General features: G+C 37.4%; 19 protein-coding genes, 2 tRNA genes and 1 pseudogene. 10 read left to right on the top strand and 12 right to left on the bottom strand.

Annotated features, from left to right (window positions below):
• Positions 1 to 1,070 (top strand): hypothetical protein (locus C6H22_RS00775; RefSeq protein WP_104693447.1); only part of this gene is annotated, 1,070 nt, incomplete at its 5' end.
• Positions 1,071 to 1,257: 187 nt separating this feature from the next.
• Here C6H22_RS00775 and C6H22_RS00770 read toward each other — a convergent pair.
• Positions 1,258 to 1,333, bottom strand: a tRNA-Phe gene (locus C6H22_RS00770).
• A 175-nt stretch (positions 1,334 to 1,508) separates the two neighbouring features.
• On the opposite strand from C6H22_RS00770, the gene C6H22_RS00765 reads away from it, so the two are divergent.
• Both C6H22_RS00765 and C6H22_RS00760 read left to right on the top strand, forming a co-directional pair.
• Positions 1,509 to 2,930 (top strand): hypothetical protein, encoded by a 1,422-nt coding sequence (locus tag C6H22_RS00765; RefSeq protein WP_104693446.1) that lies wholly within the window; start codon positions 1,509 to 1,511, stop codon positions 2,928 to 2,930.
• A 285-nt stretch (positions 2,931 to 3,215) separates the two neighbouring features.
• Complete coding sequence (locus tag C6H22_RS00760; protein WP_104693445.1) at positions 3,216 to 4,661, top strand: hypothetical protein; 1,446 nt, start codon at positions 3,216 to 3,218, stop codon at positions 4,659 to 4,661.
• A gap of 33 nt (positions 4,662 to 4,694) precedes the next feature.
• Here the strand turns inward: C6H22_RS00760 and C6H22_RS00755 are convergent, their stop codons facing one another.
• From C6H22_RS00755 to C6H22_RS00745, 3 genes are all read right to left on the bottom strand, one after another.
• Entirely contained in the window at positions 4,695 to 5,537 is an 843-nt protein-coding gene (locus C6H22_RS00755) for a prephenate dehydrogenase (protein WP_104693444.1), read from the bottom strand.
• A 63-nt stretch (positions 5,538 to 5,600) separates the two neighbouring features.
• Positions 5,601 to 6,281 carry a 16S rRNA (uracil(1498)-N(3))-methyltransferase gene (locus tag C6H22_RS00750; RefSeq protein ID WP_104693443.1) on the bottom strand — a complete coding sequence of 227 codons (681 nt, stop codon included), beginning with the start codon at positions 6,279 to 6,281 and terminating at the stop codon, positions 5,601 to 5,603.
• A gap of 3 nt (positions 6,282 to 6,284) precedes the next feature.
• Positions 6,285 to 6,734, bottom strand: a complete 450-nt coding sequence (locus tag C6H22_RS00745) for a hypothetical protein (protein WP_104693442.1) — start codon at positions 6,732 to 6,734, stop codon at positions 6,285 to 6,287.
• Positions 6,735 to 6,848: 114 nt separating this feature from the next.
• Here C6H22_RS00745 and hemH point away from each other — a divergent pair, with 114 nt between their 5' ends.
• The 4 genes from hemH to C6H22_RS00725 are packed head-to-tail and all read left to right on the top strand — an operon-like array spanning position 6,849 to position 13,242.
• Positions 6,849 to 7,805, top strand: a complete 957-nt coding sequence (hemH, locus tag C6H22_RS00740; RefSeq protein ID WP_104693441.1) for a ferrochelatase — start codon at positions 6,849 to 6,851, stop codon at positions 7,803 to 7,805.
• On the top strand, positions 7,771 to 8,415 hold the full coding sequence (locus C6H22_RS00735) for a SoxW family protein (protein ID WP_158654576.1): 645 nt from the start codon (positions 7,771 to 7,773) through the stop codon (positions 8,413 to 8,415). Before hemH ends, C6H22_RS00735 begins: the two co-directional genes overlap by 35 nt.
• Positions 8,416 to 8,426: 11 nt before the next feature.
• Entirely contained in the window at positions 8,427 to 11,237 is a 2,811-nt protein-coding gene (locus C6H22_RS00730; protein ID WP_104693439.1) for a cytochrome c biogenesis protein, read from the top strand.
• A gap of 1 nt (position 11,238) precedes the next feature.
• A complete protein-coding gene (locus tag C6H22_RS00725; RefSeq protein ID WP_104693438.1) occupies positions 11,239 to 13,242 on the top strand; it encodes a hypothetical protein in 2,004 nt (667 codons plus the stop codon).
• A 663-nt stretch (positions 13,243 to 13,905) separates the two neighbouring features.
• On the opposite strand, the gene C6H22_RS08995 is transcribed toward C6H22_RS00725, so the two are convergent.
• The 8 genes from C6H22_RS08995 to C6H22_RS00690 all read right to left on the bottom strand — a co-directional run bounded on the left by C6H22_RS08995 (position 13,906) and on the right by C6H22_RS00690 (position 22,527).
• Positions 13,906 to 14,040 carry a hypothetical protein gene (locus C6H22_RS08995; RefSeq protein WP_267892022.1) on the bottom strand — a complete coding sequence of 45 codons (135 nt, stop codon included), beginning with the start codon at positions 14,038 to 14,040 and terminating at the stop codon, positions 13,906 to 13,908.
• A gap of 406 nt (positions 14,041 to 14,446) precedes the next feature.
• The gene (locus C6H22_RS00720; RefSeq protein WP_104693437.1) at positions 14,447 to 14,770 is read right to left on the bottom strand and encodes a hypothetical protein; all 324 of its coding nucleotides are present in this window, start codon (positions 14,768 to 14,770) and stop codon (positions 14,447 to 14,449) included.
• A gap of 11 nt (positions 14,771 to 14,781) precedes the next feature.
• Positions 14,782 to 16,107, bottom strand: a complete 1,326-nt coding sequence (locus C6H22_RS00715) for an NFACT family protein (RefSeq protein ID WP_104693436.1) — start codon at positions 16,105 to 16,107, stop codon at positions 14,782 to 14,784.
• The gene (locus C6H22_RS00710) at positions 16,104 to 17,660 is read right to left on the bottom strand and encodes a DNA repair protein RecN (RefSeq protein ID WP_104693435.1); all 1,557 of its coding nucleotides are present in this window, start codon (positions 17,658 to 17,660) and stop codon (positions 16,104 to 16,106) included. Before C6H22_RS00710 ends, C6H22_RS00715 begins: the two co-directional genes overlap by 4 nt.
• Entirely contained in the window at positions 17,657 to 18,517 is an 861-nt protein-coding gene (locus C6H22_RS00705) for an NAD(+)/NADH kinase (protein WP_104693434.1), read from the bottom strand. Before C6H22_RS00705 ends, C6H22_RS00710 begins: the two co-directional genes overlap by 4 nt.
• A 5-nt stretch (positions 18,518 to 18,522) precedes the next feature.
• The gene (locus C6H22_RS00700) at positions 18,523 to 19,116 is read right to left on the bottom strand and encodes a hypothetical protein (protein WP_104693433.1); all 594 of its coding nucleotides are present in this window, start codon (positions 19,114 to 19,116) and stop codon (positions 18,523 to 18,525) included.
• A 74-nt stretch (positions 19,117 to 19,190) separates the two neighbouring features.
• Positions 19,191 to 21,266, bottom strand: coding sequence for an ATP-dependent helicase (locus C6H22_RS00695; RefSeq protein WP_104693448.1), 2,076 nt, complete (start codon positions 21,264 to 21,266; stop codon positions 19,191 to 19,193).
• A 1-nt stretch (position 21,267) separates the two neighbouring features.
• Positions 21,268 to 22,527, bottom strand: coding sequence for an aspartate aminotransferase family protein (locus C6H22_RS00690; RefSeq protein WP_104693432.1), 1,260 nt, complete (start codon positions 22,525 to 22,527; stop codon positions 21,268 to 21,270).
• Positions 22,528 to 22,698: 171 nt separating this feature from the next.
• On the opposite strand from C6H22_RS00690, the gene C6H22_RS00685 reads away from it, so the two are divergent.
• From C6H22_RS00685 to C6H22_RS00675, 3 genes and pseudogenes are all read left to right on the top strand, one after another.
• Positions 22,699 to 23,235, top strand: a complete 537-nt coding sequence (locus C6H22_RS00685) for a hypothetical protein (protein ID WP_104693431.1) — start codon at positions 22,699 to 22,701, stop codon at positions 23,233 to 23,235.
• Positions 23,236 to 23,313: 78 nt separating this feature from the next.
• Positions 23,314 to 23,390: transfer RNA gene (locus tag C6H22_RS00680), tRNA-Met, on the top strand.
• 107 nt (positions 23,391 to 23,497) lie between these two features.
• Positions 23,498 to 24,199, top strand: a pseudogene (locus C6H22_RS00675) (type ISP restriction/modification enzyme); the annotation flags it as partial.

Below are 24,199 nucleotides of genomic sequence, written 5' to 3'. Positions count from 1 at the left end.
GTTATATAGGTGTAGGACATAATCTCTCTGCTACAGAAGCAACAAGCAGACCTAATGCTCTTACCGGATATCTTATGGGTTTACAGAACAATAGCCGATTTGGCATCAATTTTTCAACAGGAGACTTTAGAGCACAGGTAGAATATGGTTGGCAGGAAAATGACAATGCGCCAGGTTGGCGTCTTTATTATGGTGCCTATAAGACTTCTAGTGGAGAATTCTTGTTTGGTAAGCAAAATTCACCTACAACAGATGAAGGTTTTTCGTCAAATTGGCTAAATGCAGATACCGGATCTATAGGTTTTGGTGGTGTGGTTCTAGCTTGGAGACGCATACAAGTGGCCTATAAATTTGGAGGTTTTACTATCGCATTGCTTGAGGACAATATGGGATCAGGTGTGAATACTGGGACACAAAATGGAGCATATCGTGCTAATACACAAATGCCAAGGATTGCTGCAAGTTATACAGCAAAAGATACAGATGGCAATCTCTTTTTTAAGGTGGGCGTGAGTTATGTGAGGGTTAGTGGATATGGTCCATATTATTCTAGTTATAGCGGACCAGATTTGCATGCGTATCACGGATGGTTTGGTATCAGACCAAAATTTGGTAATGCCTATATTTCCTTTATGGCAAATGCTGGGAAAAATGGTGATGTATATGGTGAACAAAGCACTACCATTAATACTAGTGCTTATACACATGGGAATATAAATGGGGTAAATGCTGGTAATAAGAACGTCGGCTATAATGCTACACGTGTGGGAGCACATTTAGAGTTTGGGTATGATTTTAGCAAGCAATTTGGTATGGCTATCGGTGGAGGTTACCAACTCACAACAGGTGGTAGCAACCAATATAAAACAAATGGTGAGAGAAGAGATGGTGGCATCAATTCTTTTGCAGCATTTATCAATCTACCATATAAAGTTAGTCAGAATCTAGCACTAGCACCGCTTGTGGCGTATTATTCTGTTACAGGTGATGCAGATTCAAAAGTGAGTTTTGAAAAAGGGAATAAACAAAGTAGCGTCATCGGTGCTGTGCGTATCAAATGGGATTTTTAATCTAACTCTATAGAATACTAGGCTCCCACGCCTAGTATTTAACACTCAATTTTTCTAGAATCTAACACATATTTCATACACAAAAACACATCACCAGATAGATACATAGGTTGTCGAGTAATGTCATTAATGCTTGTAGTTAAGTGCCAACAAGAAATCATATGGTGAGAATATTAGAAATCTAAAATGGTGGCTTGAGGCGGAATCGAACCACCGACACGAAGATTTTCAGTCTTCTGCTCTACCGACTGAGCTATCAAGCCACAAGAAAAGATAAAGAAAAGGTTTAGGTAACAAAAGGTGGAATTATATAATAGAGAGTTTGAAAAAATACTTAAAAGCATGAGATTCTTGGAAACCCTAAATTGTCTTAATTAATTAAATTGCGCATTTTTGTGTATAATCAAAGCTTAATTTTTACAAAACTAAGGATGACAAATGACAAAAAAAGTTGTTGGTATCGTGGTGATAGTACTTGCACTTGGGGCATTTATAGGGTCTGCAGTACATATAAATGGCATTCATAAGAAGTATTATGAGGAGTTGTCTCAAAAGAGCGTGAGTGATATGAAAGCAAGTGTAGCTTCTGTGCTCAAGCCTATTTTTGAGGCACAGGGAATGAGTGCTTCATATATGTTACGCAGTATTGAAGAGCTTGATTTGAGTATTGAAACTTCACCATATGAGAGTGGGTTTTTGCATTCAAATGGTAAGTGGGTGGTTAGTTTCCCACAATCAAATATTGCATTTGATATTGATCTTGTATTTTCTAATATCCCTTTCACATCTTCAAAATTCTATGTTTCTTCGACACATTCTGACATCAAAGAAAGATTTGCAGATGGTCAAATTGGTGTTATTGAATTGGATAGCGGAAGTCTGGCATTGCGACTTAATGATATGATGATACACGAAAGAAACAATTTAGAGATTAAAGGACTTTCACTCGTTTTACATATAACTACAGACTATGGAGTAAAAGGTGTAGTATTTAGCTTACCTGAGGCTTCTTATAGCGATACATATTCTCACTGGAGGATCAAAGATGTTGTTGCAGAAGATAAATATGATACACCAATTACTTATGAGGAGCTAATAAGCATTATAGGCAAAGGAACATTGTTTTCTCAAAAAAACACTATACATCTCAAGGCTCTTGAATTTGGTGATGATGATGTTGAGGTAAGATTTGAAAAATTTGGGCTTACTAACAAAACAAAAGCTTCTAATGATTTATATGAGACAAGTGCTGATTTTACGCTTAAGAGTTTTGCCATTGACAATAAATCCGAGTATGAAAAGTTTAAGTTAGATATCGCGGATTTTTCTAGTAAGCTAGAGATTCAAAATATGCATAAAGATACGATAGGGTTTTTGGCTTCTATAGTTGGTCCATTCTATTTATCTAATTTCCATGAACTTCAGCAAAGAAGACAAACAATTCTTGGAAGTAATCCAAAATTTAGCATAAAAGATTCTAGTTTTTTACTCAATGATAAAAAAATTACTTATGTCGCTGATGGGCAGTTTTCTCTTGAGAATATAGAACTCAATTTGGCAGTTTCTAGTAAATATTCTATTGAAGAACTTTTGGAGCGTTACAAAGACGACGGAAACTTTGAGGACTTCATAGACAATGTAGGGACATATTTTATTAAACAACCAGATTCTAAACAATATGGTGTCAAACTCCAATACACCCAAACACCAAATACTGAAGCGTTTAAAGTCAATGATCAAGTAATATTTAGCGATGAATATAACATTGATATTGATGATGACACAGACTTTAGCGAATCTGATGAATCTCAAGATTTACAAGATTTAGAAGAATATCTTGATAAACAAACACAATATTAATAGGTGAATATTTTTTATCCTACTTTCCAAGAAAATCCAAGATGTTACATTGCATAACTCTTGGGTTACACTTCTTATAACCTCTTATATTTAATCTTAGACAATGTATTTTAGGTTTGTATCTAATTTTAAGTAAAAAATACTTCAAATTATTTCAATAATATATTTCTACAAATTATTGTTGCATCCGCTTATTGTATATAAATATATGTTGTTTCTAAAAAGTTTTCAAGTATTTTTACAATTTCGCTCGTATTTACAAATACGAACAAATTGGAGGAATTCATGAAAAACAAAATATTTGTAGCAAGCTTGATTGGAGCAGGACTACTTTTGGCAGATGAGACAAAATCACCCACTTCTAGTGAATCTAAAAACCTTACTAGCCAATTTTTAGATGGTATAGAGGCAAAAGGATTTGCAAGAGCACGTTATACGACAATTGATGGTGCTGGGGAAAGCGGTGCAGAGCAACAACTAAGAATGAAGCTTGATCTTACGACAGGCAAGGTAGATGGTTGGAGTTTTACTGGCGGTTTGATGTTTAATATGGGTTCAAGCAATCCAACAACGACTAGTAATACAAATTACGCTACACAAGGATCAATGGCGATTATACCTGGAGGAAAATATAACGATCGATTTGGTATAGGAGTATTTTCGCTCAACAAAGAAATCGCTACCCAAAATGCCAAGACAGAATTTAGTGTCGGACGCTTAAATCTTGTAAATGTTTTTGCAGATAAAAATACAGATGCTGGTAATGGTGGTAAGGTGCGTTTTATAGCAAATAATGGCATTACATATGGTGCGGAGTATTTTGATAGTTGGGTAACAAGTCATGTGGTATATAGTGCAAGGAGAGCTTCGCTTGGTAATAGTCGTCAAAATAGTCAAATTCCTACGACTACAGGGAGTTTGGGTAATGATCTTGTGATACTCTCTTTAAAGGGTGATAATGTGGCAGGTAGCAAGTTTAGCTTTAATGCTGCGTTAGGACACGCTAATAGAGTGCTTGATTATCTTGCATTTGTTGATGCTAAATATGATTTTGGTGGCGTGTATGTGCTAGGACAGGTTTCTGCTGCTGGTATGTCTAAGGATGTAAATTTTATGCTTCCTGGTGGCAACAAAACAGGCACAAATTGGGCATGGGGACAGGATCAGTCAGAAGGGAGACCTTTTGGTGTATACACTGGGTTTACTAATAATGCTTGGGCTTCAAATCGAGGTATGTATAATATTCAAGTCGGTTATAAAAACAAACAAGCTCCTGTTTCTGCAAAGCTAGGATTTGTAGGGAGCTTTGGTGATGGTTATGGCACATTGCTTGATAACAAAGGTGGGATTGATGTCGCAGGAAAGTTTTGGGTTAATAGTTATGATGCAATAAATGAAAGTTTTGGGTTTATGGGTGCTGGTGGCAGAAGTGGCACAAGTATTTATGTAGGGTATTTAGCGCTAGATTATAAGCTTACCAAAGCTTGGAAGGTTGGGTTAGATTATTCTTTTATCACCGGCAACAACAACTATCCCTTTGTAGATAATGCTGTGGCAGGTTCACTTAAAGACAAACTTAAACAAGATAATGCCAAAGGTATCACATTTCATGAAATTGCACCATCTATTACTTACAAAGTCGGGAAAGTGAGTGCAACTGCATATTATGGGCGTAACCTTGGCGATGTGAATTATGGTAAGGGGCGTGTAGAATTCCGCTATGATTTTTAGTCTTTGTGATTTTTAGGCATATCAAGGCATAAATTACATAAAATCTTGTAGCTTGTTTGCTTGTGCCATAAAGGCTTCTAATCCTTCCCAATCTTTAGATTCAAGCATATCTTTGGCTTTTTGGAGCTCATTTTGAAAGCTTGTAATAGAATCTAGCACATTTTGTGTGTTTTGTTTAAAAATATCACTCCACATTTTTGGCGAACTTTTAGAGAGCCTACTCATTGATTTAAATCCTCCGCCTATAAGAGCTAGGATTGTTTGAGGATTTTCTTGCTTAAGCACAGCATTAGCAAGGGCATAACTAATAACATGTGGCATATGGCTAATGAGTGCAATATGTTTATCGTGCTGGTGCGCATCCATTTTGATGATTTTCATACCAATGCCCAAAAAAATCTCACGCGCTATTTGGATTTGTGAATCTCCACTATCTTGTAGGTTTGCTAAAATCACAATACTATCTTTAAAGAGATTTGGTAATGCGGCTTTTGGTCCATAAAACTCTGTGCCTGCCATGGGATGTGCGGCAACAAAATTTTTGCGTATAGAATCTGGAATGTGCTCAATAATGTACTCTTTAGTTCCACCAAGATCGATAATGGTCACGCTAGGTTTTATGTGTGTGAGTTGTGGCATAAGAGAAATGATACCCTCTACTGGCGTGGCAAGAAATATGACATCACTTTGAGCGATAAGCTCTTCAAGATCTATGCATTCATCTACAAGCCCTAAAGAAAGTGCTTGCTGGGAATGTAAAGGATTGTTATCAAAACCTGCTATACAAGCAAACATCTGCAATTCTCGCAATGCTAATCCCATAGATCCGCCAATAAGTCCTAATCCAATAATACCTGCGTGTAGTTTATGCTCCATCATCATTCCTTTTGTATTGTGATATGTTATTGTAACACAAGCCTTATAAAGTAAGAGTATGTGTCAAAGGAGCTTTAGCATACTTGCGACAAAGACACATGCACTTTCGCTACGCAAGATAAGATCCCCTGCTACACTAATTGTATGAGGGAGTTTATCACGCTCACTAGGGCTAAAGCCACCTTCAGGACCAATAAGGATACTTTTGTTTTTGAGATTGGCGATAAGATTTGTATGTGTGAGCACCTCGCCACCAAATTCCAAGGCTACGCAATCTTTGTATGCTAATAGCACAGAATCTAAGTCTTTTAAGAGCTCAAGCTCTAGGAGTGTGCCTCTAGCACATTGCTCACAAGAGTGCGTGAGAATCTTGTGTAGTCTTTGGAGGTTTGGGCTAAAGGGTTTTTGGGAATATTGTGCAAAGAAAAGCGTAAGTTTGCTTATGCCAAGCTCATTTAGTGTGGGCAAAGTTTTTTCCACGATTTTTGAATCTACAATTGCCCAAATAATATGTGTTTTGTGTTGTGTGTTTGGCGTATAAGATGTGCTATGCGTGAGCTCTAAGGAAGCTTTGTTTCTATCAAGGTGGGTAATTTGGTAGGTATAGAGATGATTATCTAAAAGATTGCAAAGCACAAGAGGCGTGTTTTTATTATGTCGTCTAGCTTTAAAAATATGTGTGTAAGATTCTCCAATGAGTGTTAGTGTAGGTGCTTTGGCGTTAGGGTGATAAACAAAGCGCATTATCTAAGAGATTCCTACACTAAGAATGACAAGAGCATATAATATGATGTCTATGGTGTAGAGTATTTTACAAAATACGATATATCGTTCCATTGCTTCTAAGCTTGTGCGTCTAGCGATTTTTAGAATCTTGATACGATAGATTTCGCCTCCAAAAACCACAAGGCATAAAATAATCATCACGATTGTGCTTATGCCAAAACTTTGGGGATTAAAAACTACAATATTAAAACCGCTTAATAATGCAACAGAAAGTAGGAAAAAAATGAGAGGCATCATAAACCAGATACGCTTGTTGAGTTGCACAAGATTTTTGTAAAAAAATAAACTCCAAAGATTCAACACAAAAGGAAGAACCAAAAAAAGTGAAAAAAAGCTGTGATAAAAAGTCAGTTGCCTAAATGATTCGATAATCATAGGCGTTTGAGCTAAGCTTTGAGAGACTTCTTGCATGTATAAATCCTTAAAATATTCTTAAAATAAGAAGAGGCACTATTAACTTTAAAAGTCTATTATTACAAATCTTTTTTAACAAGAATTTAGTCTTAGATTCACAAAGGGCAATGAATGAATAAACAAGCCGTTGTGCTGTTTAACATGGGTGGACCAAATTCGCTTTTTGAAGTGGAAGGATTTTTAAGACGGCTTTTTAGTGATCCGCATATCTTAAATATTCCTAATACTTTTGTGCGTAATATGGTGGCAAATCTTATTACGAGTAAGCGTCTTAGCACCGCAAAAGCAAATTATCAGGCTATCGGTGGTGGTTCGCCACTTATTAAACACACTCTTGGATTAACAAATGTTTTAAATGCACTAGATCCGCAATGTTTTTATACATATTGTATGCGTTATACGCCGCCATTTGCAAAAGATGTGCTAGAGGACTTACGCCTAAAAGGCATTGAATCTCTTGTGCTTTTTAGTATGTATCCACAATATTCCACAACTACGACAAAATCCTCTCTTGTAGATATTAAACAAGCTTTGTGTGAAACACAATATAGCCCAAAAATTCGCGTGGTAGAACGCTATTTTAATGATTATGCGTTTTGTGAATTGATTGTTTCATCTATCCAAAATGCGCTAGGAAATAGGGATTGTAGTGAATTTACCTTGGTGTTTTCTGCACATGCTATTCCAGAAGCTCTTGTCAAAAAGGGGGATCATTATCCTTATGAATGTGAGCAAAATATTGCGTTAGTAAAAGAGATTCTTGATACTAAGCAAATGCATTTCAAACAAATCTTACATTCTTATCAATCTAAGATTGGTCCGGTTAAGTGGGTTGGTCCTACGACACAAAGTGTTATTGCTTCGCTAAAAGATCAAAAGGTGCTTGTTTTTCCATTGGCTTTTACGATTGATAATTCCGAGACTGATTATGAATTGAGCATTGAATGTGCGCACATCGCTAAAAATGCAGGTGTGCGTGAATACATTGTAGCGCGTTGTTTTAATGCAAGTGAAGATTTTGCAAGGTTTATTATTGCAACAACGCAAAATGCACGCAAACAAGCTTAAGGGGGATACATTGCAGGGCATAAAATTATTTTTCAGTGTATGTTTTGGTGTTTTGGTGTTTTGGGGCTGTGATGATCAAAAGGTTGAGCTCTCCGATGGCAACAAAACAAATACTCAAGCACTTCAAGAAGCAGAATCTATGGATAAGGTAAGTTATGCAGGATTAGAGGATGTGTTTTTGGATACCAAAACACTTGCTGCTAATCATAAGCCTATGATTTTTATTTTTGGTAAAAATAATTGCGTGTATTGCGATAAATTAAAAGATGATATTAAGGCAAGTTTAGAGCTTCAAAATATCCTTAGGGATAATTTTGCGACTTATTATATTAATATCGATTATTCTAAGATTCATAATCTTTTGTTTGATGATGCAGATTCTAGAAAGATTGATACACTAAATCTTGCTAGAGAATATAATATCCGCCCCACACCGACATTGATTTTTTTGGATTCTACGGGCAAGGTCTTTTTTGTGTATCCAGGGTATCTCACTCCTTCTAAATTTCAGGCTCTTTTGCAGAGTGCACAAAACTATAGCATCATAGATTCTCGTGATGTGCAAAATATTTCTAGTGATCTTAGTGCCATCATAGATTCTACGCATTAAAGGATATTGTGATGAAAATTTTGAGACTTTTGTTTGCAAACATGCCACTCGTGCTTGTTTTGATTGCTTTATATGCTATAGCTTGTGGTGTGGCGACATTTATAGAATCTGCCAATGGCACTCCTGCAGCCAAAGCAAGTGTGTATGGGACTTGGTGGTTTGAGATATTGCATATATGGCTCTTGCTTTCGCTTATTGGGTGCTTTGTTGCCTCTAAGGCTTGGCAACGGAAAAAATACGCTTCTCTTATCTTACATTTTTCGTTTATTGTGATTATTGTGGGTGCTGGAATTACAAGATATTTTGGCTTTGAGGGCAGTATGCCTATCCAAGAACACACGAGTTCTAATGTGATTTTTTCTAGCGAACCTTATGTGCTTATACAGGGCTTTGAACGATCTACTCAAAAGATTGAAGGTATAGAGATTGCCTTGCATTCAACAAAAGCAAGAGAATATAATATTTCATTTTTTGGCAAAGAGATGGTGCTAAAGTTAGAAAATATTGGTGAGCGTAAAAATGAATTTGGTATGCCTTATCAAGCTCTTGAGCTTAGTTTGTCATTTCAGTCTGTAGATTCTCAAAATAAGCAGGAAGAACAAAACCTTATTCAAGATTCTTACACAAGCACACAGGTTATGCAATCTCCATTGGGAGATATGCCTAGCTTTACGCGCATAGATCAAGGTGAGTATGTCTTTTTTGTTGCTTGGGGGAGCAAGGCATATACGCTACCTTTTAGTATTTATCTGCAAGATTTTGTGCTTGATCGATATCCCGGATCAAATGCACCTTCATCATATGCTTCCTTTGTGCAAGTGCAAGATCCAAGCAACCAAAACACACAAGATGCAGTGATTTTTATGAATAATGTGCTTGATTATGGTGGGTATAGATTTTTCCAAAGTTCTTATTTCCCAGATGAGAGTGGCACGATTTTGTCTGTTAATAACGATCCAGGCAAGATTCCTACATATGTGGGGTATGCGCTGTTGATTGTGGTTTGTTTGTGGTTGCTTTTTGATAAAAATGGACGCTTTATGTCTCTTGCGCGTTTTGTGCGATCCAAAAGCCTTGTTACATTGATTGTGCTTGGTATGGGTAGTTTCATACCACAAACATCTTATGCCACAGAATCTACGCAAGATTTTTCGCCTCCAAGTCCTCAAGAAGTCCAAACACTCATCACAAATATAAAAATGCATTCTACTAGCTTTAGCGATACATTCTCTACATTGCTTGTCCAAGATTCAGGTGGGCGTATTAAGCCAGTTGATACCGTTGCAGCAGAGTATATTCACAAAATTACTGGAAAAGATGGATTTTTGGGGCTTAATAATGTGCAGATCTTTTTGGGGATTACGATGTATCCGGAGTATTTTAGGCATATCAACATGATCAAAACAAAAAGCCCTAAATTACGAGAGATTCTAGGTGTAGATGTAGATCAAAAATATATTGCTGCAGTTGATGCATATACTTCCGATGGAAGTTATATTCTAAGAAATTATGTCGAAGCGGCCAACCAAAAATCTCTCAAAGAACAAGATACATTTGATAAAGATGTGCTTGAAGTCAATGAAAAATTATATCTTTTTGGGCTTATCTATTCGGGGCAAACATTGCGAGTTTTTCCAAGCACTCAAGCCACGGACTTAACTTGGTATGATATTCAAGACGCCCTACATGCGAGCAAGGGTAACAACGAAGAGCTTAAGGAGCTTTTGCATATTGTTAATATACTTTCTCATGGTTTTGTTATGGGTGTGCAAAATAATGATTGGAAACTTGGTTTTGAGGGTTTACAAAAACTTCAAGAGTATCAAAAATCCCATGGGTCTGATCTTGTTATCTCATCTAGCAAGGTAAAAGCTGAAATTTTTCTCAACAAATACAGAATCTTTGAAAAACTTGCATATCCATATGTGCTTATTGGCGTGGTGGTTTTTATTATCGTCTTAATACACATTATCACTGCCAAAGCACTTAATGTATGGATTTGTCGTATATTGTGGATTCTCATTGGATTGTGTTTTGTTGTGCATGCTCTTGGTTTAGGTTTGCGTTGGTATGTCAGTGGTCATGCTCCGTGGAGTAATGCATATGAATCTATGCTATATATTGCGTGGGTTGCAGCACTTGCTGGTGTGGTGTTTTTTAGAAAATCCGCACTTGCACTTTGTGCGGCAAGTTTTCTTGCTGGAATTACCCTTGTTGTAGCAAACTTGGGAGATATGAATCCACAGATTGGGAATCTCGTGCCAGTGCTAAAGTCTTATTGGCTTAATATTCATGTTTCTGTTATTACAGCAAGTTATGGCTTTTTGGGCTTGTGTTTTGTGCTAGGGTGCATTACATTGATACTCTTTATGTTACGATCAAGTAAGCGCGCACATATTGATGATTCTATTCTGTCTTTAAGTGCGATTAATGAGATGTGTATGATGCTAGGATTATTTTTGCTCACCATTGGTAATTTTTTGGGGGCGATTTGGGCAAATGAATCTTGGGGACGCTATTGGGGCTGGGATCCAAAGGAAACTTGGGCGTTAATTAGTATAGGGGTATATGCTATTATCTTGCATATACGATTGCTTGGCTTGAAAAATATGCCATTTATTTTTAGCGTGGCTTCTGTATTGGGATTTTTGAGTGTGCTTATGACATATTTTGGGGTAAATTATTTTCTAACAGGTATGCATTCTTATGCGAGCGGAGAAGCTGCGAGAGTACCTTGGTATATGTATCTCATGGTAGCGTGTATGGTTGCTCTTATCCTTAGTGCTAGTCCAAAACGAACACTCCAAATGCCTAAGGTATAGAGTGTTTAAAAAAAGTATTTTTTGGTTTCTTGGTGTTGTAGCGGTATGTGCCATTATAGCTTATACACTACTTTTTAGCGCATTTGGTAATGCGTTGCTTAAACCTCTTTTGCAAGCAAAGATAGATTCTCTAGCACCTATTAAACTTGAAGTCACACAATTTTCTCTTAAACCTGATGCTTTGCATCTTGCATTGCAAAATGGTGCATATATTGATATTGTGTTGGATGGGCATTTTTGGATTCCCTCACAAGAATTTACTCTTACACTCAATGCTTTGGTGCATGACATTGGTATCTTTGGAGAACTTGTAGATACACCATTGCATGGTGCTTTTAGGTTTGAGGCTCAAAGTAGTGGTACATTTGATGATTTTAACATTACGGCAAAAAGCGATATTGCCAAATCATTTAGCACACTGCATATGCACTTGAGAAACCAACAACTCCAAAGCTTTGAAGTGCATATGCAAGAAGCTTCTATTCAAGAGCTTTTGGCAATGTTAGGGCATAAGCCTTATATTAATGGCGTATTGAGTATTGATACAAAACTAATCCATAAAGATTCTGCATTTGAGGGAGCGACAAATGCGGTGGTGCGCAATGGTATTTTTAACAAAGAGGCATTACAAAGGGATTTTGGTATTGTCTTAGAAGATAATAGTTTTAGTGCGCATTTGGATACACAAACACAAGATAAGAGTATTACGCACACTTTTGATTTTTTTGCGCCTATTGGTAATATTCACGCACAAGGTGTTGCTACTCTTCCTGATACGCTTAGTTTTGCTACGCTACGCACTATGCCAGTGGATACTTCTTTTAGATTTGGATTTTCAAATCTCACTCCATTTAGTCCAATCTTTGCTAGAGCAATACGCGGTAGCTTGCAGGGTTCTGGTATGATTACAGGTGCATTACTTGAGGCATTAGAGATACAAGGACATAGTGATTTTGCCAACTCAAACACGCACTATAGGCTTATAATGAAAGATTTGTTGCCGCTTAGTTTTGAGGCACACACGCAAAATATGGCTCTTAAAGAACTTTTATGGATGTTCTATCTTCCGCCATACGCTAGTGCTAGTTTAGATGCAGATTTGTTTATGATGGATTTACACGCAATACCAACTACCAAGATCGTGGCAAAAGCTAGTGGTATGCTAAACCCAGATACCAAGATAATGCCCCTAACATTGCCACATACCCCACTTACATTACATTTCTCTATGAATCTTAATGGAAGTAATGGCGATGGGGCATTAAGCCTCGTAGGTGATACTTTGCAACTAGAAGCAAAACCCCTAAAAATCCAAGATTTTACTTTCTCTAGTCCATATACACTACATATCCAAGATATTGCAAAACTCACCTTTTCAAGTGGTATTGCGCTTAGGGGCGGGTTAGATTTTAGTGGAAATATGACATTTGATAAGCTCATAACTTTTGATTTTCTCACACAAAGTTTGGGTGGAATGATTACAGGGAATTATCGGGATTCACAAATTAATGCGCAATTACATGGAATTGCAGGTCAAAAAATTCTCGCCCTCTTTGGTATCGCACCTGTAGTGCAAGCTGAGCTTTTTGGAAATTTTTCTTATCATACATTGGCACAGCGTGGCACACTCACGCTTTCTGGCAAAGATGGCAAAATGACCACCAATGCTTTAAGTAATGATGTGGTACGTTTTTTGGGTGTAGATATGACAAAAGAGATATACCAAAATGTTTCACTTGATACCAAATTTGATGATGCTACATTGCACGCAAATTTTGCACTAGATTCACAAAACACGCACCTTCAATCTCAAAAGACATATATTAATTTGCAAACTAGAACCATAGATTCACTTCTTGCTTTGCGTATAGGCAAAAATGAAGCAAATGTGTGGCTCACACAAAACCTTGAAAAACCAAGTGTGCGAGTGGAGCTGAAGAATCTTGTCCTTGATAGTGCTGAACTTTTGCAAGGACTTGGGAATTTCTTACATAAAAAGAAATAAGAATCTTAGCATGAGTGTGACTTACGCAACGCTATGTAGCCAAAGATTCCAGCACCTAGACAACATAGGGCGATGACTGCACCAACAGAAGCAAATATATTATCCCCAATCCCTGTGAGTGGCGATAAAATCCCCCAAATGTGAAAAAGCTAAAGCCAAGGATAGCTGAAGCATTACCTGTATTGCTACGCTCCATTGCCATAGCTAATGTAGTAGAAGTGGGTAAAATAAACCTAAAATACAAGCGTAATACCAAACTAATTCTGTAAGAAAGAGGCTAGGATTACATTGTAAAAGCACACATAGCCCTAATCCACAGATAAAAAGCCCAATAACCCCAATACATAACGCCAACGCTCATTTTTGAATATAGGCGTTACACTCACTCCTAATGTGATACTAAAGGCAGCTCCTACAAAACACAGCGAGTACCAAAACTGCTTAGCCCAAAATGTGTTTGAAAGATAAAAGATCTTGAGGCATAAAGATAATACCCATAGCAAAGCTTTGCAAGATCATATAAAGCATAAATTTTTTGTTTTTTAGGATATGCCAAAAGACAAAGCTCTCCAAAAAACTCCCCTTTATGCGATTTATGGCAGGAGCGATTCTTTAAAAAAGAGCATTGAGGCACAAAGCACGATACCAATACCAAGAAGCACACTAAAGATTCCAGTCTGTGTATCGATGCATTATACTCCCAAGCACAGGTGCAACAATAGGAGCAAGTCCTTGTATTGCACCAAGTAGAGCAAAAAATTTCGCTAAATCCTCACCTTCAAATAAATCAGCTACCATAGAAATAACTATATCACCACTTCCAGCGATACCCTACATGAGTCCAAAAACAAGGAAAGAGTAAATATCCTACGAGAGCAGGCATGCTATGGTAGAAAGCACAAAGAGGAGGAGTGATAAAAGGAGTATGGGTTTGCACCCATATTTATCACTCAAAGCTCCCATGATGAGTTGCCCAAAGACTAAAGCTTGAGCCTAAAAGTAATAGAGAGTTGGACACGCGAAGTGGTTGTGTCAAAAAGTATTTGTATATCGGGGAGTGCAGGGAGATAAAAATCTGTTACAAATGGACCAAAAGCCACTAGAAGCTATATTTAGCAAAAGATAGACATAATTGTTGCGTGACATATGTATTCTTTGGGATAAAAATATTGGAGCGTGTAGCTATAATGCAAAGTCGCAGAATTTATACGCTAATATTGAGCAATCCTTCATAATATTCTTTATACTCTTGTTTGTGTTCTTGTGCATTTTGGTGTGTCGTATTATGTTTAGATTCTTGAGAATCTTGCTCAAAATTTTGCGATGCGTTATTGGATCCGTCTTTATCTACACTAGGGGAGGCTTGGGTGGGATTGATGTGATCAATTTCTTGCAGTTTGCGTTCAAATTCGCCTTTATTGGCTTCTAGTAATATATCTGGTCTTGCCTGTGTGGCGGCATGTTGCATTGCAGTTGTTTGGGAGTTTTGATTGATATAGGTAATGTTACCAACGAAACTTACTGCCATCATCACCTCCTTTATTTTTTATATTCTAGGCTTTGGTATTTAGCATATACGACATTTGCACCTTGCATAATCTTTACAAACTTACGCTTTGTATAATCGACCCTAAAATTTCCGATTTTAACACTGCATAACCCCACCAAAATCTCTCCTGCCTTGTGTATGATTTCATCGCGCAAGTGTGTCTTACCACAAAAAATAATCATATGTGAGCTAGGAATATCACAGATATGCAACCACATATCCTCACCACTAGCATATTTTAGGAGTTCGATATTTTGTGAGGTATTTTTGCCCACACCAATTTTTATTCCATCGATAAAAAATATTTCAAAGTTTTGGTGCTTTTGGTGTTTTTTGTATGTTTTTGGGGGACTAAATATTTTGACATCTGCAAGTGATTTGGCTTTGGCAATTAAGGCTTTTTGGGCTTGGAGGAATTGCAAAGAATCTGTGAGATTCTCTAAGCGTAAATGGATATTTTGTGCTTTTTGTGCATATTTTTTGCCAAGTGTAAAATACTGCTGGGCTAGGTGCGAGAAACTTTTGGTATGCTCCAAGATAGGGATTTGTATATTAAGGTTTGGGGTATCACTATTTGATAATATGAGTGAATCTCCCTGTATAGCTTTATGTTGAAGCTCATATAAATGCGCAGTGAGTGTATGTGCATAGAGATTGTAGCGTTGTGATTGTTCTTTGAGCGCATGGATTGATGGCATTTCTTGCAAGAGGTGTGAGAGATTTGCTTCCTTGGTTTGAATAGTTTTTAATTGTTGTGTTTTGGCACTCTCTAGCATATGTTGTGTGCGTTCTTTGTAAAGATTCTCTAAAAGTCCTTTATGGACTACAACGACTTCATATGGCTTTGAGTTAAGTGGTTGTGGCAGTAGATCTAAAGGTTTTCCAACACGCACAGGACGCTTAGATTCACTAATATGACGTAGGGCTTCTATCACGATGCGTTTTTCATCAAGTAAAATTGCATTTGTGTATTTACCGGTAAATTCTAACTCAAGGATATAAACTTGTTTTTTGTAGGCATTTTGTGGCGTGAAGTACAATGCCAAGATTCTATTATCGCCATCGACACGAGATGAGTGCAAATATGCGTTATGACAAAGCCCAAGTTTAATATCAAATGGTGCTTGATAATGTTTTGTGCTTAGGATAGATTCTGTTGTGCAAAAAATGGTGCTTTTGGAGCGCGTGAGGTCAATATAAAAGATATTGCCTTCAAGGTTTAGCACAAGGAGATTATCATCTACTCTTCTACACCAATAGATTTTATGAAACTGCGAAAAATATGTGCTAATACCTTTTAGTAATCCTAGATTCATACTTTGATACCATTTTTGGCTAATACACCTTTGGCAAACTCTAATGCTTCTTTAGTAACTTGCGATCCACTGATCATGCGTGCAATTTCTTCAATTCGTCCTTGCGTATCAAGCAATTTGACATCGCTATACGCACCATTTTTATAGACAAGATAATGATTATCTGCTAAAGTGGGCATATGCGGCTGGTGCGAAATGGCAAATATTTGATATGAGTGCGAAAGTTTTTTAAGGATTTTTGCCACACCTTCGCTCTCTTCACCGCTAAGATTGGCATCAATCTCATCAAGCACCAAAAGTCCAGCACGAGGACTAATAGAGACATCAAGGCACATAAGCCCTAATCGCACACGATTATATTCTCCTGCACTTAGAGTGTTGATTGTGCTTGTGCCAAGCGTGAGATTACACACACTAATCCCACTACTATCAAGTGTTTTTGTACCAATCTCTATATGCAAATCTTTGAGACGTAATTCTTGCATAAGCGCACCCAATTGGTTTGCAAAAGCCTCTTTAGATTCTAAGCGTTGTGTGTGCAATGCTTGTGCGAGGGCATAAATCTCACTTTCCAAAAGTTCTTGAGATTTTTGTAATTCTTGTTTGTCAAATGCCATATTTTCATATTGCGTAAGTTTTTGTTTTTGTATGGCAAGGTGTGCCAAGGCTTCCTCTATGTTGCCATATTTGCGCAAAAGCTCTGATAAATCACTTATGCGATTAAGCAGGGATTCGGGGTTAATATCCTCAAGTGAGTGGAGTTGCTGCTCTTTAGATTCTAAAAGTGCTTCAAGTTCATTTAGCCCATCAAAAAACGCCGGACATTGTTCATCAACAAGTCCCAAAAATGTATCTACGCAATGTAGATTCTCTAAAGCTGTGCGGATATTTTGGATTTCTTGAGCGATTTTTTCTTGTCGTGAAAGTGTTTTTTTAAGCGCCAAAAGCTCCTCATATTCACCTTTTTTTGGATCGATAGATTCTATTTTCTTAATTTCAAATTCTGCTATTTCTTTGAGTGCTTGAATCTGATTTTCTTGCGCAGTAATTTCGCTAAGGCTTTTTTGGACTTCTTGGAGTTTGGCAAATTTTTGTTTGCAGATTTCTAGATTCTTGGCGTGGTTAGGATTTTTGCTTGCAATAAAAGCATCTAAAATGCGCAAAATATTTGCAGGCTTTAGATCCTCATCGCCTTTGGCGCTGATATGCTTACCAAATCCAGATACAAGCTCGTTTAGGCGTTTTTTGGAGCTAGATTGATGATTGAGGAAATAACGCACTTTTTCTTTACGCAAAATGCTTAATACAATCTCATCATCCCCATCTTCTAATAGTTCTTTGACTTCTTGAGGAACTTGCATCCAATCAATAGTGATATTAGCTTCAATAAGATCTGCATTAGAATCTTTAATCCCAAAGATCGCAAGTAGAGATTCCATAAAGACTGATTTTCCACTCCCACTACTTCCGCTAAAGACATTAAAGCCCTTAAAAAGTCGAAGTTCTAGGAGTTTGAAAGCCGGAGAGTTGTTGATTAAAATCCGCATAATCATAGCTCACCCCACTTAAATTTTTCACGCAAAATTTCAAAATAATTGCGATCTTTTGGATAGATGAGGTAGGCATCTTTGGGTGCTTGATGTATAAGAATCGTATCTTTTGGCAAAATATCAATACTTTCTTGCCCATCAATGATAAGCAATGCTTTTTCACGCACACTAAATTCTAGCTTCACACCGCTATCTACAATAAGTGGGCGTTGTGTCAAAGAATGAGGAGCTACAGGCGTGAGTAAGATATTTTTGCAGTGTGGATATACCACTGATCCACCCACAGAGATATTATAGGCTGTTGATCCTGTGGGAGTTCCTACGATAAGCGAATCACAAAAATATGTATTAAAGCTCCATCCATTGATTTTTGCTTCAATATCAATAAGTCCCGATAGCGTTTGTTTAGAAATCAAAAATTCATTGAGTGCAAAGAGTGTGCAATAAGGTTTGTCATCGCGTAAGATACTGCATTCTAGCATCATATGTGTTTGTAAATCATATGTGGCATTTTGTAGATGTGGGAGAAATGATTCTAGCTGATATGGCATAATGGCTGTCAAAAAACCCAACCTACCGGTATTTATACCCATGCAAGCGATATTTTTACCATAACTTCGCCGAATCATCGCAATAAGCGTCCCATCGCCTCCAATAGATAATAAAATATCACTCCATTCTACCAAGGTGCTAAAATCTACCCCCCTAAGTCCTATCATCGCTGCACTAATAGAATCTAGTCTTAGTTCTATATTGTGAGTTTGAAAGATTGTATTTATACTTTCAAAGACTTCTCGTAAATCTGGACTTGATGGGCGCAAAACCACGCCGACTTTAGCGACTTTGGTAATTTCTAGCATATAACCTAGTTTTTCACCACATAATAGGCTTTAACAATAAATCCGCGTTTGTTTGGTATTTGTTGGGAAAGACCCTCAAATACGGCAATATTTGGCGCATTTTTTTGCACAAAAAGTATAGCTTCTTTTGCGCGGAAGCTTGCTAAACCCTCTTGTTTGAGTTCTGGACTAGAACCGCCATAAGGTCGCGTATCCACAACTCCACTCACTTCGATAGCCACAACTCTTTTATCCTCTAATGTGCGTTTTAAATTCTCTGCAAGTGTTTGTTGGCATTTTTGATTAAGACTCCATTTGCCCACGGGCAAAACACTACATTCACTTACAAGTGTTTCTTGAGGTTTTATCATATAATTGAGCGTTAGAGATACGCTATCTTTTTCGCTCCTTAGTGCTTTTGCTTCGGCTTCTAGGCGCTTAATGTGTGCATCTTTAGCATCATCTTGGGATCGCTCTATAGAAAGCCCTAATTCCTTGCGTTCTAAGATATTATTTTGCGATCCAAGCAAGATATAATAAATCGCACCAAGTATGATGAGTAACAGCACTGCTACAAGCACAAGATATAATCCTAACTTACTGCCTCTTTTCTTTTCCATTGTATATCCCTTAGTGTCAAAATCCTTGCTTTATTGTAGCAAATTTAGCTCAAAGCTAGATTAAATGAAGCTTGTTAGATTTTTTGCACGAAACTCTCAAGTATCACACGCTCATTGCCTCCAAAATTGATTTTTAACGCTATTTGTCCGCTATTATTTCGCACTTCACACACACGCCCTGTGCCAAAAACTTTGTGTATTACCATATCATTGACACTGATTACTTCGTCTTTGTTTTGGGTGTCTCCTAAAGAATGCGTTTTGAGGGTGCTAGATTCACGCACTCCAGATTCTGCCAAAAACCTAGATGGGCGCAAAAATCGACGCTTACCATGCACAAATCTACTTTCTACACTGCACAGATAAAGCTTGCGTTTTGCTCTTGTAAAAGCGACATATCCCAATCGTCGTTCTTCTTGTAATTCTTCGCCACTAGAGATAGGAAAAATCTCCTCTTCAAGTCCTATCACAAAGACAACATCAAACTCTAAGCCTTTGGCGCTATGTATGCTCATACAACTCACGCAATCTCCGACTTGCTCATCGCTACTTGAGCTAAGCGCAATAGTATTTAAAAAATCTTGTAAGCTTTCATCTGGACTATGTACGACAAAATCACGCAAAAGTCCATAAAATTCCTCAATGTTTGCGATCCTATCTACAGATTCTAAAGCACTAAATTCATTGCTAAAGTCTAGCCACTCTTGCAAAGATTCAATAAAGGCAAGCTTATCAGAATCTAAAAGTGTCTGTAGATTTGTGAGTTTGGCAAAAAATTCTTCAAGTGTTTTGGTGTTTTTTGCTCCAATAGCTTGTAAGCACTCATTTTTGTATGTGAAAAATGTTTTTGCAACACTCATTTTTTTGGATCGTGCGATAGATTCTAGAGTTTCTTGAGTTTTTTTGCCAATGCCACGACGAGGCTTATTAATGATACGCAATAGCGAATAATCATCATCAAAATTATGCACAAAGCGTAGATAACTTAGTAAATCTTTGACTTCTGTGCGTTCATAAAAACGCATAGCGCCAATGATTTTATAAGGTATTCTTGCTTTATTGAAGGATTCTTCTATACTACGCGAGAGTGCATTAAGCCGAAAAAGCACCGCAAAATTACTTGCATCTTCGCCTTTTTGTAGGGCTTGGGCAATAAGCGTTGCTATGGTGTGCCCCTCATGTGCCTCATCTTGAGAGTGCAAAGTTTCTACTTCTTGTCCATTTTCTTGCATACTTTGGAGTTTTTTGCCTAAACGATGTGTATTGTGCGCGATGAGTGCGTTGGCTACTTGCAAGATTTGGGGTGTAGAGCGGTAGTTTTGTTCGAGTTTGATAAGTGTGGCGTTGTGAAATTGTCGTTGAAAATTTAAAATATTATTGATATCCGCTCCACGCCAACCATAAATACTTTGATCATCATCGCCAACTACACAAAGATTAGTGTGTGCACTTGTGAGGTAGGAGAGGAGTTTATATTGAATCTCATTTGTGTCTTGATACTCATCAACCATAATGTATTGATAATGTTTGCTTGTCTGTAGACATAAATCTCTATTTGTAGCGAGAATCTCGCATGTGAGATAGAGTAAATCATCAAAATCTAGCATATTGTTTGTGCGCAAAAACTCTTCATATTCGACATATATGCGATGCATAGTTTTATATTCTGGAGTATGTGCGTAGGCGGTAGCAGATTCTGGGCTTAATGAGGCATTTTTGCAACTACTAATATAACCCAAAACTCTTTGTGGAGCGATGTTGGGAGAGAGTTTTTTTATGATGCGTTTACAATCATCAGAATCTAAAAGCGTGAAGTTTGCGTTGCGTCCCAAATGATGTATGTGAAAGCGTAAAAAAAGTAAGCCAAACTTATGAAATGTGCAAAGAAGCGGTGGTATTTGGGTGCTAGATTCTAAAAGCATCATAGCACGATCACGCATTTGTGTGGCTGCTTTGTTGGTAAAAGTAAGGGTAAGCGTGTTTTGTGCCAAAATCCCTAAGCCCTCTATAAGATAGGCAAGGCGTGTAGTAAGCGTTTTTGTTTTGCCACTTCCCGCACCAGCAAGGATAAGCAACGCACCCTCAGTATGTTCTATTGCTTGGCGTTGTGATGGATTTAGAGATTGGAGAGCCTTAGAGAGTTTGCTCATTTTAGATTCTTGATTTCTCATCAGCACTAAGTTCTTTCATCGCACAAGTAAATCGTACAAAACCCTCACTAATCTCTTTTTGCGTGATTGTTAATGGAGGTAAAAAGCGCAAGACATTCCATCCTGATCGCAATACAAGCACACGATGCTTGAGACATGCATCAAGGCATTGTGTGAGGATTTCTGCATTGTGCGTTTGCAAGCCACACATAAGCCCCAAACCTACGCGTTTGATAAAAAGCTTAGGATAGGATTTGACAAGAGAATCTAGCTTAGCGTGAAAATATTGTATTGTCGTAGCTAGGGTTGTATTTTTGCGCATTTTTTCTAGTGTTTTTAACACAGATAAGCCCGCATTTGCGCTAAGGAAATTCCCTCCAAAAGTGCTTCCATGATCACCGGGTGCAAATACATCTATAAGCTTTGTCATGCACGCACCAATTGGTACACCACCAGCCAAACCTTTTGCCATTGTGATGACATCGGGTTGTATGCCATAGATTTTTGAAGCAAAGATTTCTCCACTCCGATAGATTCCGCTTTGGACTTCATCGATCATAAGCAAGATATTTTGTTCTTTTAAAAGCTCGGCTAGGTGTTGGACTTGTTGTATATCTAGTGCATTGATTCCGCCCTCTCCTTGCACAAGTTCCAAAAGCACGGCGATAGTTTGAGAATCTATTTTGTTTGGTATATCAGAGAGATCTTTGGCACGGACAAAACCATCAGGAAATGGCGCAAAATGTTTGTGAAATTTATCTTGTCCCGTGGCTTTGAGTGTAGCTATAGTGCGCCCATGGAAGCTAGAATCTAGCGTGATGATTTTATAACGCCCATCTTCTTGCCCAAATTTACGCGCGATTTTTATCGCACACTCATTTGCCTCTGCACCAGAATTCCCAAAAAATACACGCCATTTGGTAGTCTCATCACTGCCATTTTGATAGTATTTGACAAGTCGCTTGGCAAGTTTGGCTTGGGGTTTGATATAGTAGAGATTAGAAGTGTGAATGAGTGTTTTTGCACTTTTTTTGATGGCTTTTTGCAAGGCTTTGTGATTGTGTCCTAGCGAACTTACGCCTATACCACTGCCAAAATCGATATAATCTTTGCCTTGCGTATCTTGCACTCTTGCGCCTTGCCCTTTGATAAAGGCGATATTTGATCGTGCATAAGTTGGGAGCACATATGCTTGATCTAGAGCTTTTATTTGTTCTAATTCCTTTGTTTTACTTGTTTGTTGTGTGCTACATCTTGCCATAGCAAATCTCCTAAAGTTTGGTTTAGTAATTGTAGCAAAATGGGACTAAAAACAAGCAAAATTTTAGATTAGGTATGTTGGGCGTAGAAACTTGAATGTTTAGAGTAAATGATAAATTGTGGAGTATTTTTTGCTTTTGGGCTTGTGGTTATTTATTTTTAGGAGCTTTACTTGCAGATTAATAATACTATCAATACACCATTTTTATCATCATCGTATGCGACACAAAATGAGGCTACAGCACAGCATCAAAAAGTAGAGGATACAAACCAAAATCAAACACTGACCACGACAGAGGACAAAAGCACTTCACGCACCAAAGATTCTAAAGATTTACAATCTATCACTGCTACACAAGATATAACCCAAAATCAAGCCCAAAATTCTCAAAATACCGATGAAAATCTTCACCCAAATCGTATTACATATGGTTTAAAAATCCTAGAGCTTATGAGCGATGAAGAATATCGCGCCTTTGTATTTGCCTCGCAAGGCTTAAGTGAATCTCAAAAAATGCTTATGGCACAAGGTTTGTATAGATTTACAGATTTGTATCAGGGACGCAAAGATATGGAAAGTGCGCAAATAGACGTGACAACCCAACACCAACTCAAGGCATTTGGTGTGCAAAATAGCCAAATTGAAAGTTTTATCAAGCGTTATAAAAATGCGTATGAGCAAATAATGCAAGGCGATTATTTGGGCTAAATGTTGTTTCAATGCCTTTTAAGCAAAGTTTTTTTACAATACGCACTTTTTATTTATACCTACTCACAATCAAGCAATGTCAGGGTAGCTCAGCTGGTTAGAGCGCTGGTCTCATAAGCCGGAGGTCGGGAGTTCAAGTCTCCCCCTTGACACCATACCTCTAAAGAAAATGATGAAGATATAATGTAGATACACATCATTAATTTAAGAAAAACTAGAATATTTAGCATTTTACAAAGTAACTCTCTTTAAGGGCGTACCAATGCAAGAGATTTTAAAAAATTACTTACTACAAATCCAAAATATTACAGAAAAAGACAAAGAGCACACGTATCGCACATTTTTGCATACGCTTTTTATACAGATCAAAGAACAAATAGCATATACAAATATAAAAATTATCCACGAGCCAAACAACGACAAAGAAGGCAGGGGTGCGCCAGATTTTCTCATCACAAAAGATTCTCTAACACTTGGATATATCGAAAATAAACGCATTAACGAAGATCTAAATAAGATTCTCCAAACCCAACAAATCAAAAAATATTTAGACCTCTCTTTAAATCTCATACTCACAGATTATCTGCGGTTTTGCCTCATAGGGCTTGATAATAAAAATAACCCTATCATTCTAAAAGAGCTTAGGCTTTGTGAATACTCACAGCTAAAATCTATCACCAAAGACAATGCATATTTACAAGCTAAAACACAAGAACTCTTAGAGTTTTTCACCCTCTTTTTCTCCAAAAATCCAAAACTCATAGCAAATGCCAAAGACTTTGCCGATGCTCTAGCCCTAAGGACTAGAATCTTAAAAGATGAATTACTCCTAAATGATGAAAATCGATACTTACTAAGCCTTTTTAATACTTTTAGAGAAGTTTTATACAAAGAGTTAGAATATCAAAACTTTTGCGATAGCTTTGCTCAAACGCTTACTTATAGCCTCTTTCTTTCACGCCTA

This window comes from Helicobacter equorum (genome assembly GCF_900198655.1).
Classification (GTDB): Bacteria; Campylobacterota; Campylobacteria; order Campylobacterales; family Helicobacteraceae; genus Helicobacter_F; species Helicobacter_F equorum.
Note: the sequence above shows the minus strand (reverse complement) of the source record. Positions and strands in the feature narration are given on the sequence as shown.